10 protein-coding genes and 3 pseudogenes are annotated in these 13,051 nt (G+C 50.2%); 5 read left to right on the top strand and 8 right to left on the bottom strand.

All coding sequences use genetic code 11. The features are described 5' to 3' along the window. Positions 1 to 120: 120 nt before the first annotated feature. Positions 121 to 885: an enoyl-CoA hydratase gene (locus CD000_RS05910; RefSeq protein WP_096225156.1), complete on the bottom strand. Its 765-nt coding sequence runs from the start codon at positions 883 to 885 to the stop codon at positions 121 to 123. A gap of 248 nt (positions 886 to 1,133) precedes the next feature. Between CD000_RS05910 and CD000_RS05905 the strand changes: the two genes are divergently transcribed. Then, the gene (locus CD000_RS05905; protein ID WP_096225153.1) at positions 1,134 to 2,531 is read left to right on the top strand and encodes an ArnT family glycosyltransferase; all 1,398 of its coding nucleotides are present in this window, start codon (positions 1,134 to 1,136) and stop codon (positions 2,529 to 2,531) included. A gap of 95 nt (positions 2,532 to 2,626) precedes the next feature. Here the strand turns inward: CD000_RS05905 and CD000_RS05900 are convergent, their stop codons facing one another. Beyond that, the gene (locus CD000_RS05900; RefSeq protein ID WP_096225151.1) at positions 2,627 to 4,063 is read right to left on the bottom strand and encodes an aldehyde dehydrogenase family protein; all 1,437 of its coding nucleotides are present in this window, start codon (positions 4,061 to 4,063) and stop codon (positions 2,627 to 2,629) included. A gap of 645 nt (positions 4,064 to 4,708) precedes the next feature. Here CD000_RS05900 and CD000_RS05895 point away from each other — a divergent pair. Together CD000_RS05895 and CD000_RS05885 are read left to right on the top strand one after the other, a co-directional pair. Then, a pseudogene (locus CD000_RS05895) lies at positions 4,709 to 5,050 on the top strand (cyclase family protein); the annotation flags it as partial. Between the two features lie 401 nt (positions 5,051 to 5,451). Next, a pseudogene (locus tag CD000_RS05885) lies at positions 5,452 to 5,760 on the top strand (cyclase family protein); the annotation flags it as partial. Positions 5,761 to 5,877: 117 nt separating this feature from the next. On the opposite strand, the pseudogene CD000_RS05880 reads toward CD000_RS05885, so the two are convergent. Then, positions 5,878 to 5,985: pseudogene (locus CD000_RS05880) on the bottom strand (maltose acetyltransferase domain-containing protein); the annotation flags it as partial. Between the two features lie 51 nt (positions 5,986 to 6,036). Continuing rightward, a complete protein-coding gene (locus CD000_RS05875; protein WP_096225149.1) occupies positions 6,037 to 7,416 on the bottom strand; it encodes a D-serine ammonia-lyase in 1,380 nt (459 codons plus the stop codon). 276 nt (positions 7,417 to 7,692) lie between these two features. Here CD000_RS05875 and CD000_RS05870 point away from each other — a divergent pair, with 276 nt between their 5' ends. After that, positions 7,693 to 8,862 carry an MFS transporter gene (locus tag CD000_RS05870; protein ID WP_096226244.1) on the top strand — a complete coding sequence of 390 codons (1,170 nt, stop codon included), beginning with the start codon at positions 7,693 to 7,695 and terminating at the stop codon, positions 8,860 to 8,862. 120 nt (positions 8,863 to 8,982) lie between these two features. Here CD000_RS05870 and CD000_RS05865 read toward each other — a convergent pair whose 3' ends face one another. After that, a complete protein-coding gene (locus tag CD000_RS05865) occupies positions 8,983 to 10,230 on the bottom strand; it encodes an RNA-guided endonuclease InsQ/TnpB family protein (protein ID WP_096225147.1) in 1,248 nt (415 codons plus the stop codon). A 159-nt stretch (positions 10,231 to 10,389) separates the two neighbouring features. Here CD000_RS05865 and CD000_RS05860 point away from each other — a divergent pair, with 159 nt between their 5' ends. Then, positions 10,390 to 10,869 (top strand): GNAT family N-acetyltransferase, encoded by a 480-nt coding sequence (locus tag CD000_RS05860; RefSeq protein WP_096225145.1) that lies wholly within the window; start codon positions 10,390 to 10,392, stop codon positions 10,867 to 10,869. 110 nt (positions 10,870 to 10,979) lie between these two features. Here the strand turns inward: CD000_RS05860 and CD000_RS05855 are convergent, their stop codons facing one another. Genes CD000_RS05855 through ureG form a run of 3 tightly spaced genes read right to left on the bottom strand, consistent with a single transcriptional unit; the run spans position 10,980 to position 13,050 of the window. Next, complete coding sequence (locus CD000_RS05855; protein ID WP_050367337.1) at positions 10,980 to 11,603, bottom strand: urease accessory protein UreH; 624 nt, start codon at positions 11,601 to 11,603, stop codon at positions 10,980 to 10,982. Positions 11,604 to 11,623: 20 nt separating this feature from the next. Further along, complete coding sequence (locus CD000_RS05850; RefSeq protein WP_096225143.1) at positions 11,624 to 12,439, bottom strand: urease accessory protein UreD; 816 nt, start codon at positions 12,437 to 12,439, stop codon at positions 11,624 to 11,626. After that, entirely contained in the window at positions 12,436 to 13,050 is a 615-nt protein-coding gene (gene ureG / locus CD000_RS05845) for an urease accessory protein UreG (protein ID WP_011231413.1), read from the bottom strand. Before ureG ends, CD000_RS05850 begins: the two co-directional genes overlap by 4 nt. Position 13,051: the final 1 nt, after the last annotated feature.

Raw genomic sequence — 13,051 nt, 5'->3', positions numbered from 1 at the left:
CCTGATGAGAGAGGCTGGATGAAACGGATGATTATTCTGCTAAACACCATTCCGATAAGCGATCATACCCTACCTGATTCTATGTCATCAGTTCACCATAGGCATCAGAAAATCTCTTCCCTACCTCCCCCGAAACACCGGCTTCCGCTTTTCTAAAAAGGCGCGGACGCCTTCGCGGTGGTCTTCGGTTTGCCGCATGCGCTGTTGGGCGTCGGTTTCGAGTTCGAGCACGCGAAGCAAATCTTCTTTTGTTTGTTCGACGTACAACATTTTCGTGGCGATCATGGCTTGAAGCGGTTTTTCTTGCAAGGAAGCGATTGCTTGTTCCGCCTGTTGTTCATCTTCGACGATGAAGTCAATCAGCCCGAGCTGCTGCGCTTCGTCCGCGCTCATCGGTTTTCCTTCCCAAATGATCTGTTTGGCTTTCGCCGTGCCGACCCGCTGGGCCAAGAAGAAATGCCCGCCGCCGTCTGGGATGAGGCCGATGCCGATGAAATTCATCGCCAAGCGCGCTTCTTTCGTGGCGATGAGGTAATCGCTCGCCAAGGCAAAGCTGAACCCAAGGCCGGCCGCTGGGCCATGGATGAGCGAAACGGTGATTTTCGGCATCGTATACAAGAGCATGATCATCTCCTGAATCGTTTTCATCACGGTTTGAAATTGGCTCGGGTCATCAACCGCCAGCATTGTCTTAATGTCGCCACCCGCAGAAAATCCTCTCCCTTTGCCGCGGATGACGACAACGGAAGCGTCACTTTCCTTGATTTTCCGCAGCGCGTCGACGAGCTCCTGAAGCATTTTCACATCCATGGCATTTAACGCCTGCGGACGGTTCAGTTCCAATATCGCTTTGTTTTGGTCAAATGTCAGTACAACCGTTTCCATGGCTTTCCTCCTCTGAATGATGATTCATTTCTTTTCATTCGCCATGAAGATGGTTTTTTCCTTGTTGGCGGCAAAAATATCATGTTCTCTAACACATCCATGCTTGACATCTTCATCTGCTTGTAATAGCTTCTATGTCGGTGTTGCTTTTTTTTCGAAGCACAGCGTGCCGATAAAGGAGTGGATCGCATGAGAAATCCAAGTGTACGAAACATCTCGTTTTATCTAGCGGCGCGTTTATCTTCTCGATGATGGTCTACAACGTCTTTTATCATCTAGGAACATTCCCGATTTCAAGCTGGGACGAAGCGCGTCATGGCGTCAATGCATACGAAATGCTGAGACATGGAAACTTGATCGTCAACACATACCTTGGGCATCCTGATTACTGGAATTTAAAGCCTCCTGTCAGCTACTGGGCGATCATGATTGGCTATAAACTCGTTGGGATGAACGCGCTTGGTTTGCGGCTGATGTCTGGCATTTGCGCTATGCTCACGGCCGTTGCCATTGCGCTATTTGTGAAAAAACGGTTTGGAAGCATGGCCGCGATCGTCTCATTGCTTGCCTTATCTACTAGCACTCAATATCTGCTCAACCATTGCGCTCGCACAGGAGATGCGGATTCGCTCTTTGTCTTCTTCTTTACGTTATCCATCCTTTCTTTGCTGGCCGCCAGACGGCAGACGCGATGGTTGTATGCAGCGGGCCTTGCCTGTTCACTCGCTTTTTTAACGAAAAGTTGGCATGCGGGGAACATTCTGTTGATCATGGTCTTATATTTTCTCATCACTAGGCAGTGGGAGTCAGGCCGCTGGCGCGCATGGTGGAGGGCAGCGCTCACCTTCGTTGTTCCTGTGCTCGCTTGGGCTTTTGCCCGCTATCACTATGATGGATTCCGTTTTTTTAAACAAATGATCGGATATGACTTGTTGCTGCGCTCCACTCGGCCCATTGAAGGTCATATCGGTGATGAAGCCTATTACGGCATCATTCTTGTTCATTTTTTCTTTTGGTGGCTGGCGCTCTTGGTCGGAATCATGGTCATCAGTTACATGCAAGGCGTTCGTCTTTTAGCGTTTGAAGGAACAGACCATCGATTGAAAGAAGATGTGATCGGGATTTTGCTTTGGATTTGCGTCCCGCTTCTCATGTTTACCATAGCGAAGACGAAAATCAGATGGTACATCCTCCCTGTCTATCCGCCGCTTTGCATGTTGATTGGCATTTGCGCAAGTCAATTATGGAGAAAAGGAACGTGGGGAGCGCGGGGAGTGTTGCTGACTGGACTGTTGTTCGTCGCATCGTTTTACGAAACGAATATTCAACATTATATCCATCATCCCAAGCCAAATTTCGAACTGGCATTGCTTCAGCAGACCGCCCAAATGCCTGTTCATGGATACGAACTGTTTATGTACCATCCGTTGCACGAGAAGGGTCGCTGGCCGCAAAATGCGGTCTTGACAGCAGAGCTTGCGAATGACCTCAAACCTCGGCACGGAGGGCTGAAAACGTTCTTGCATACAAGCCGAAGCTTGCTTCTCGTGAAAAAAGCATGGTTCAGCAAACAGCTCGAGCATAAATACCACCTGTCTGTTCTCGCCTCGAACCGTTGGGGATATATTTTGGAAAAGCACGCTTAAACATACAGCCTTGGAGTGCCACTCTCTCCAAGGCTGCGCAACTATTCTTCTAGAATTTTAGGAACAAACTTTACTCCAATCTCTTCTCATCCCGCTTAATTCTGGTTAAAAATAATCAATTTCAACTCCGTCATTTCTTCAATCGCATAACGAATGCCTTCACGGCCAAACCCGCTTTCTTTCACGCCGCCGTACGGCATATGGTCGACGCGGAACGTTGGGATGTCGTTAATCAACACGCCGCCAACGTGCAGTTGTTTCGCCGCTTTCCACGCGGTATGGACGTTGTCGGTGTAGATGCCCGCCTGCAAGCCGTAGCGCGAGTCATTGACCAGTTCAATGGCTTCATCGATCGAACGGACGCGGTTGATCAAGACGATCGGGGCGAACACTTCTTGGCAAGACACTTTCATCGTCGGTTCGGCGTCCACAATGACCGTCGGAAGCAAGATATTGCCGTCGCGCTCGCCGCCGAGGACGACGTTTGCGCCGCCTTGTTTCGCCTCTTCGATCCAAGAGAGCGCCCGGTCGACATCGTTTGGCGTAATCAAGGCGGATACATCGGTGGTTGGATCCAACGGGTCGCCTGTTTTCAACTGTTTCGCGGCGGCGACAAATTTTTCGACGAACTCGTCATAACGATTCTCATGCACGTAAATGCGCTGGAGTGAAATGCACACCTGCCCTTGGAACGTGAACGCACCGAACACGCAGCGCGGGATGATGCGGTCAAGATCGACCTGTTCATCGACGATCACGGCCGAGTTCGAGCCGAGCTCGAGCGTCACCCGCTTTAAGCCCGCCTTATTGCGGATCGCGATGCCGACTTCCGGGCTGCCGGTGAAGGTGATCATGCTGATGCGCGGGTCGGTGACGATTTTGTCGCCGACCGTGCGGCCGCTTCCCGTGACGACGTTGAGCGCCCCTTTCGGCAGGCCGGCTTTCTCGAACAATTCGGCGATAAAGTAGGCGGACAGCGGCGTTTGGCTGGCTGGCTTCAACACAACGGTGTTGCCCGAGGCGATGGCCGGGCCGAGTTTATGAGCCACCAAGTTCATCGGGAAGTTAAACGGCGTAATCGCCCCGATGACGCCGATCGGCTCGCGGACCGTCAAGGCGATGCGATGTTCCCCGCCCGGCGCGGCGTCAAGCGGCAGCGTTTCCCCATGAATGCGCTTCGCTTCTTCGGCGGCGAATTTGTACGTTTGAATCGTGCGGGCGACTTCCCCTTTCGCCGTGGTGATCGGTTTGGCTGCTTCCAGTGCGATCAACCTCGCCGCTTCTTCCTGCCGCGCTTTCAGCTGCTCGACGACCCGCTCTAAAATGGCGGCTCGTTCATGCGCCGGCATAGCCGCCATCGTTTGCCGCGCGGCGTACGCCGCCGCGATCGCTTCGTCGACTTCTTGTTCGGTGGCCACAGGGATTTCGGCAATCGTCTCGCGTGAGTATGGCGATTTCAGCTCCGTGTACGACTTGGCTTCCCGCCATTCGCCGTTGATGTATAGCTTCTGTTTCTGCACCGCTGTTTCCATCTATTTCACCCTTTCCTTATTTTGGGCATGCAGCTTTAGCCAACGCATCCCCCTTTGTTATATATCCCACACGCCCTGCTTATTTGTTTCATTCGCCATCATGCCCAAAAATCCTTCTTTTTCCTCTTATTTCAATAGATGATGATTGAGCCTGCTGTTACATTTTTAAGCATTTTTTGTGCCATCATGGCAAGCGCAAACGGCAGTCTCATTCTAAAGTCTGTAAGGCTCACTTTACCGCAAAATGCTTGCTGATGGTGATGTATTTCCTCGCTTGTGACAATGTTCAAACAAGAAGAGGCTACACCTGGTCAAGAACAATGGCTTGTAGACAGCACAACTAAGTAGGCCATTGGTCGACAAAAACAGTGAATAGGTTCACCATACCGGTTCTACTGTTCACCGGATGAGCTCCCAATGTTGCAACACAGGGCAATTATTTTTTCTTCCGCCCGACATCAACCAATTCTCTATCCTGAAAATACCCGAACTCCAAAATGCGTAAAGTGGCAGCGTTCAACATAGGGATATTTTCATTCCTCCGATGGTGACAAAATTTTTGGTCATGGGAGTCTATCTTTCTTTCCCATATGTTTTCGTTATATGATGGATGCAGCCAATATTTTCTTGAAAGGATACCGGGAAATGATCATCAAAAAAATCATCGACCTCACCATGCCGATCACAGCCCAAACTCCGGTGTACCCGGGGGATCCGAAGCCGAAAATCGAACCGGCGGCGACGTTCGCCCAAGACGGCTATCACGTCAGCCGCCTTGTGCTTGGGTCGCACAGCGGCACGCATGTGGATGCGCCGTTTCACTTTTGCGAACACGGTTGGCGGCTCGATGACGTGCCGCTCACCTATTTTCTTGGCCGCGGCGTCGTGATCAATGCCACCGGAAAAGCGGAAGGCGAAGCGGTGACGATGGCCGATGCCGCTCCGTATATCCCGAAGCTGTCGCCGGGAACCATTGTGTTGTTTCATCCTATTTCGCGCAGGAGACTCCCACTTCAACGACCAAAGGGAGTAAGTGGGAGAGGAATGCGCGTTCCCCTTTTCTTTTGTGTATGATATAATAAAGGCGTGGAGAAAACCGTTTAATAAAGGCACTCCAATAACTGCTACTCGATGTATGGAGTTGGTTACAGGAAACGTTGTAACCGTAAAACATCGAGCGTAGATCCGTCTGTTGTGTGTGGAAGCCAAGTACTGCCAACAGACACACCGAGAGAATCGGTAACGATGCAGGCATGACCTGCGTCGTTGGGTAGTTGTCAACCTGCCCTGATGCAACCCCAAGTCAAGGAAGGAGGACGAAGTCCGCTTGTACTTCTGGGGAGTTGCAAGCCCCCACTTCAAGCGTTAGCTAAGTGGGGGTAGTTGACACCGGCTGGTCGCAATACGCCGGAACAAAGCGGTATTTTTCCCATCCGTACGTTGCGCCGGAGGTGATTGAAGCGATGCTGGAGCGAGGCGTGCGGACGTTTTTCATCGACGCGCTCAACATCGACCCGCCGGACGGCTCGTCGTTCCGCGCCCACGAACTTATTCTTGGCGCCAACGGGGTGATCGGGGAAAATTTCGTGAACTTCGAGCGAATCGATTTTGATGATCCGTATATTATTGCCCTCCCCCTTTCCTTGCCTGGCTGCGACGGTTCGCCTGTTCGGGCGGTGGCGGTGCAGTGGGCGTAACGAAGAAGGATGATGCAACCAAACGCCCCGCACATGCTTTGATGCGGGGCGCACTTCCTTTGGCTAGTTAATCCATTTGATCACTTTCGCCGGGTTCCCGCCGACGACCGCGTTGGCGGTTTCATTATACAAACGAACGAGCCGCCGCGCCCGCTCCTTGACGAGCTCCGGGTCGGCGGGGTTGTACAAGTGTCCCGCTACCATCTTTTCTTTTTCGGTTTTCATCGAACCCCTTCAACATTTCATGCATTCGTTTCAAAACTCCATGGAATGATCTTATCGTCCTTCAGAAAAACCGTTCCCTGTCATCGTTTCAATCCGCACGCCTTCCCGATAATAGACCTCCATCACATCCTTTGGCACCATGCTTCCACCCGTCGCCCAGCCAATATGAACGGCGTTTTTCATCTTTTCTTTCAAACCGTTTGCCTCTACGTACGTTTGCCCCGCCAAATCACGAAACAGCCGAACAGGCCCCGCCACCCCCGCCAAGGCGGACGGCTCTAAATAGATTTCCTCCGTTTCCACCATCGCCGCGAGCAAGCGGTAAAGCGTCGAATCGTCCACCGTATAGACGCCGCTGATGACGTTCTCAAGCATGTTCCCCACCAGCCGCGACGGCCGACCCACCGCCAGCCCGTCCGCTTCGGTCTTATTGTCGAGGCCAAAATCTTGCACCGACACGCGGTCGTGCTCTCCTGTCATCAACCCAAGCAGCATGCAAGGCGAATGCGTCGGCTCAGCGAAAAAGCAATGCACATGATCGCCGTACACGAGCTTCAGCCCAAACGTCACCCCGCCCGGACCGCCGCCGACGCCGCAAGGAAGATACACAAAGAGCGGGTGTTTTTCATCAACCGTGATGTTCATGTCCTCTAATTGCTTTTTCAGCCGAAACGCCGCCACCGCATAGCCTAAAAACAGATGGATCGAGTTTTCATCATCGATAAAATACGACGTTGGATCCTCGGCGGACTGTCTTCGCGCCTCTTCCACCACTTTGTTGTAATCGGTGAGATGTTCGATGACGGTGACCCCTTTACTTCGCAACAAGTCTTTTTTCCATTGTTTCGCATCGGCTGACATATGAACGGTGACGCGGAATCCAAGCTTTGCCCCGATGATGCCGATGCTCAAGCCCAAGTTCCCTGTCGAACCGACGACCAGAGAATAGCGGGAAAAGAATTGCCTGAATTTCTCGCTGTCCATGACCGCATAGTCGTCTCCTATGGTGATCATCCCGTTGGCGAGCGCGAGGTCTTCGGCATGTTTCAGAACCTCGTAGATTCCCCCTCTCGCCTTGATCGACCCGGAGATGGGAAGATGGCTGTCGCATTTTAGCAACAGCTCCCCCTCAATGTTGGTCTGAAACATCTTTTCCAAACGCTGTGTCATGTTCGGAATTCGCACTAAAGGGGATTCGATGATACCGTGGGCCGTTCGCGTCTCGGGAAATGCCTTCGCGATGTAGGGGGCAAAGCGGCGCAATCGCTCTTCGGCCTCCTTGACATCGCGCTCGCGTAAAGGAATCGTTCGAATGGCTTGCGCAAACGCGTGATATTTTGGATTGCGCCAAAATACCTCTTCGGCCGCCATGATCGTTTCAAGCAGCGGGAATTCCTTTACCCACTTTTGGATTTCGTTTTTGGTCATCATGCACCATTCTCTCCCATGCGTGTTTGTCGTTTCGTACCCTTGGCAGATGCCGGTCCAAAGTCCACTTCATGGTTTGCCGAACCGTTTGCCGTTTACCTTCAGTCTCGCGAAAACCGCTTCCATTGTCAATGGGGATGAAGGGAAATGGTTTGTGGATGACATTCGGGAGTGATCCCAGCCTTGTCGGAATGGCCAAGCGAGGCATGATCCGCTTTGAAAAATGTCTGTCTTTCCATTATGATGAAAGAGGCAAACCATATCGTGGAGATGATGATCATGAGCAATCGTCGCGATTTATCGCTTTTGTTTCTCGTGATGTTTTTGGTCATGGCCGGGTTTGGCATCATCATTCCCGTCCTTCCGTTTTACGCAGAAAAAATCGGCGCTTCCCCGACACAACTCGGCTGGTTGATGGCCGTTTATTCGCTCATGCAATTTTTATTTGCGCCGATGTGGGGGAATTTATCGGACCGCTATGGACGAAAGCCGATGCTGCTTGTCGGCATTTTCGGTTTGGCCCTTTCGTTTTTCTTGCTCGCCGTCGCGACAAAACTTTGGATGTTGTTTGCCGCTCGCATCATCGGCGGATGTCTATCGGCGGCCACGATGCCGGCCGCTATGGCATATGTCGCAGATGTGACAACCGAAGAAGACCGGGGCAAAGGAATGGGGATGATCGGAGCGGCTGTCGGGCTTGGATTTATTTTCGGACCGGGGATCGGCGGCATATTTTCAAAAACGAGCTTGACCGCTCCGTTTTGGATTGCAGGCAGCTTGGCGCTCTTGACCGCTCTATTCGTTTTCGTTTTCTTGCATGAGTCGCTTCCGAGAGAAAAACGAATGAATATACGAACAAAGCGGCCATCGCTTGCGGCCGCCCTCCAAGGGCCTGTAGCGCGCCTATACTTACTGCAGCTGATCACAACGTTTTCCCTCGCTGGACTTGAAGCGACGTTCGCCTATTTTGCCGCTGAACGAGCGGGGCTTTCGTCGACGGAACTTGGCTACATCTTTATGATCATGGGGCTTGCAGGGGCCATCGTCCAAGGAGGGTTGCTTGGAAAACTGATCCGCTCATTCGGGGAAGGCGCTGTCATTCGTTTCGGGCTGTTCTTGTCAGCAGTTGGCTTTTTTCTCATTTTATTCGTTCACAGCTTTTGGACAGCCGCGCTCTATTTAACGATTTTCGGCATTGGCAACGGCGTCATCCGCCCGTGCGTCTCCGCCTTGTTAACGAAGCATACAGCGGATGGCCAAGGAAGTGCGACAGGCGTTTTATCCTCGTTCGATTCGCTCGGCCGCATCGGCGGTCCGGCGATCGCCGGCTGGTTGTTCACCTTAAAGCCCAGTTTGCCATATGCGGCAGGAATTGCGCTTACATTCATTTCCTTTTCCGTTTTTCAATCGTTCCAACGCGCGATGATGCAAAAAGACACGTCCCTTTGATTCAAGAGGGGATGGGGGTGACCCGCTACACACGCAAGTGCAAGTCTTATGGGTGAACTACCCCCACTTAATTTTCTAGCGAAAATTTGAAGTGGGGGCTTCCAAAGAAGTTTGACTGCTTCAAGCAATCCTTATTCTTTGAGGCGTGTCCACTTCGCCGCTAGAGCATAAGACACTCAGGTCTACAGCTTTACTTTTCTTTAAGATGTTTAATGCGCCATTGACATCAGCATTAATTAGTTTGCCAGACTTTGTTCGATACAAGCCGCGCTTAATACGTTTGCCGCTGAACTTATATTCTTTTGGATTGTCGGCATTATATTCAGGAATCTCATCGCCGTCAAAAAAGCTGGCTTGAGACGTATAGGATTCTTCCTGTTTCAAGAATTCAATGCCGTAAAATTCACAAAGATATTCTAGTTTTTCTTTTATGTTACCGAGAGGAATATTGACAAAGTTTTGATTTGTCTTTTTTCCTAGATTCATATTGCGTTGCCATGTTTCCGCATAGCCAATGACAAGTTTGCCAATTTGATTTTCAATACAGTAGTTAATGATGTAACGGCAAGTCTTGTTGATATAATCATTCACTTTATTATTGCGATTCATAGCAAGCAAAGCCTGTTTACGAGTGGTGCCTTTGATTTTTTGCTTATCTTTTATGCTTTGAAGTCTGGCATTTTCTTTGTTAAACCATTGATTTATACTTTTTAATCTCCGCCCATCAATGATGAATGATCTGCCGTCTGATGTGACACAAGTGGCAACATTGTTTAATCCTAAATCAATTGCCAGTGCTTTTTGGTCATTTAATTCTCTTTGATCTTCAGGCATTTCATATTTGTACTGAATCTCAAAGAACCTGGCATGATGCTTAGGAATGATTTCAATCTGCTTAATCTTTTTGTCCAGTAACACAGGCGGAATCGTTATCGTGATAGGCTTGTGAGTCTTTTTAAATAGGCGAGAATACGGTATCGTGAATTTGTTGCCGTCTATACGAATCTGGCCAATGATCAGTGAATGAAAGCCATCTTTTTTAAGATATTTTGGAATACTGATAGCCTTGTGGTCATATTTTCCTTGTTTGGCAAGACTGATCAAACCAAAGAAAGATTTAAAGGCTTCATTGACCTTTTTTAAAATTTGCTGTGCCATGTTGCTGTTTAACAGCTTATAGTTTTCGTTAGTTTTTGCAAGATGATAGTTTTTCTCATAATTAAGAAATTCCTTGTGTTCAAAATAGTATTGTCTGACATTGTACAATCCGACGTTGTACATGTTCTTGGCAATATGGCACAGTTCTCGAAGAGTCAAGTATTCTTCTTTGGTCAAACCATTTAGCTGTTGTTTGATACAAAAATACATTTTTTCACCTCCCATCTAACTATATTATACTATATTTTACTGAATCTATCCTATTTTCAGCAAAATATAGTTAAGGCGATTCATCTCCCACTTACTCCGCTTCGCTTCGTTGAAGTGGGAGTCTTCTCGCCTAATTAAGATAAAAGGAGGAGGAGCGCCTTGAACATCGTTCCAACCAAACAGTTGGACCGCGCCATCGTCAACCAATTTTTCAACGACCATTGGGGAAGCCCGCAAATGGTTGTCTCGACCGGCATCTATAACTGCAGCGAACTAGATGGATTTGCGGCTGTCGAGAATGGACAGCGGATCATCGGGCTCATTACGTTTGTGATTCGCGGAAACGAATGCGAGATCATCTCGCTAGACAGCATAATGGAAAACCGCGGCATCGGCAGCACCCTTTTGCATGAGGCGGAGACATGGGCGAGACAACAAAGGTGCACGGCTGTTCAACTGATCACCACCAACGACAACTTGCATGCGCTTCGTTTCTACCAAAAGCGCGGCTACCAAATTGTGAATGTCTTTCCGAACGCTGTCGACAAGGCGCGGCGAATCAAGCCAAGCATTCCGAAAACAAGTCCTGACGGCATTCCTATTCGAGATGAGTTGTTGCTGGTCAAACCACTGGTGTGACACGAGGTGATGATGACGCCGCATCGAAAAAGAAGCACCGGCCTTCTCCCAAGACCGGTGCTTCTTTGTTTTGAACAACCCTCCACCTATGACGCCAGCCGCGAGGAGCGTCAAATTTCGGCGGCGATATGATACATGTAATAGACCCCATAGGCGATGCTGATGAGGGAGACGGTTTTCACGATCCATTGATTCATGACTTGCTGTTTCGCTTTCATCCAAACAAACGGAATCCCGAGAAACGTCGTGAACAGCATCATGCCGATGACCGTTCCTAGGCCAAAAATCAAAATAAAAGCAAGCGCCATCCAAGTTCCTTTGACCGTCGTCATCGTCAACAACACCATTCCGGCGCTGCCGGCTAAACCATGGACGATGCCGATCAATGTCGATTTCACATGTAAATGATGAATATCGCCTTGGTGATGATGATCCAGCCTCATTGTCGAACGGAAACTAGCCATTCCTAGAATAACGATCATGATGCCGACGCCCATTTCGAGATAAGAAGCAATCTGTTCAGGAATTTGCCGCTCAAAGGCGATCATCGCCATCCCAACAACGAGCAGCGTCAACGTATGGCCAATTCCCCAAAACATGCCGGCCAGCGATGAAAGGGACAGTTTTTTCGTCCGGCTGGCAATGGTCGAAACGGCAATGACATGATCCGGTTCCGTCGCATGTTTCATTCCAAGCAGCAATCCAAACAAGAGCACAGGCCATATCGTTCCCATTGTCTTCTTCCTTTCCCTTGTCAATATTTCCTCCAACAGACTGGCGCTTTCTCACCGCATTGTTGGCGAATGAACTGTTGGACGCGTTGGAATATCGCTTCGATGACCGATGTTTCATACGCCAATATACGTACAGAAAAGCCTGGAACGGCCGCCGCTGAAAAACCGCAGCGAACCTCTTGCGGCATCTCTTCCATGAATTGGTTGAACTGTTCTAACACTTCCTTTGTGATAAACGGAGAAAGAGCCACGAATGATCCGACATGCGTGTAGCCGCCGAGCTGCAGCATGCTCGTTAAGTGCTGCCGCGAGTCCAAGTACAGATGATCAAACAGAACGAGCACCTCGTCTTGATACACCTTCAGTTTCGAGCGAATCCAATCATAGCGGAACAGCTCGCCGCTTTCCGACCATCCAGGTGTGATGATTTCGCCATAAACGAACGTGGAGCTTGGCGTGATGTACACCGTCGTTTCTTGATAAAAGCGCGCATGCTCATAGGCGATCGTCGGGTCGGGGAAATATTCAAGTACGCTTTGCTCCCCAAGTGACAATCGTGTATACTGCCTTACAGGCGTTGAAGGAGTTTTGTAGATTTTCGCCGCCGACTGGGTCGTCACCATCAACCGGGCGCTGGGCTCGAGGAAGATTTCCATATCATATGAATCCCCATCGACATACCCGCCGCCCACGTGGACAAGATATAACGTCGGATGAGCCGGGTCGAGGTAAACAGGACGCATCAGTTTCAGCGCCCCTTCACTATAGTTGTCCAAAATGACGGTGCGGCCGTTTTTCACGACCGCTGTACATCGCAAACGCCCCGTCCAGCTCATTCTTCCAGCCCTGCCAGCAGCACCTGTTTTTCGATCCAATCCACAACGTCAAAAAGACCAATCTCTTCTTTTAAATTTGTAAAAATGACCGGCTTCGCCCCTCGCGCTGCTTTGGCGTCCCGTTCCATCACTTCCAGACTGGCGCCGACGTAAGGGGCAAGATCGATTTTGTTGATCACGAGCAAATCCGACTTAATCATCCCCTGTCCGCCTTTGCGCGGAATTTTCTCCCCTTGGGCGACGTCGATGACATAAATGGAGAAATCGACCAACTCCGGGCTGAAGGTCGCCGCCAAGTTATCGCCGCCGCTCTCGATCAAAATGAGTTCCACATCTGGATGGCGCCGTTTCAGTTCATCAATGGCCGCAAAATTCATTGATGCGTCTTCGCGAATGGCCGTATGCGGGCACCCGCCCGTTTCGACGCCGATAATCCGATCTTCCGGCAAGACGCTATGTTTGATTAAAAATTGGGCATCTTCTTTTGTATAAATATCATTCGTAATGACCGCGATGCTAAAGCGGCGATGCATCGCCCGCGTCAGCTTCTCGACAAGCATCGTTTTGCCGGCGCCGACCGGGCCGCCGATGCCGATTCGTACCGGTTCCATT

This window comes from Geobacillus sp. FJAT-46040 (assembly GCF_002335725.1).
In the GTDB taxonomy this organism is placed as follows: Bacteria; Bacillota; Bacilli; order Bacillales; family Anoxybacillaceae; genus Geobacillus; species Geobacillus thermoleovorans.
The sequence above is the reverse complement of the archived record's forward strand: the minus strand, read 5'-3'. Positions and strand labels throughout refer to the sequence as shown.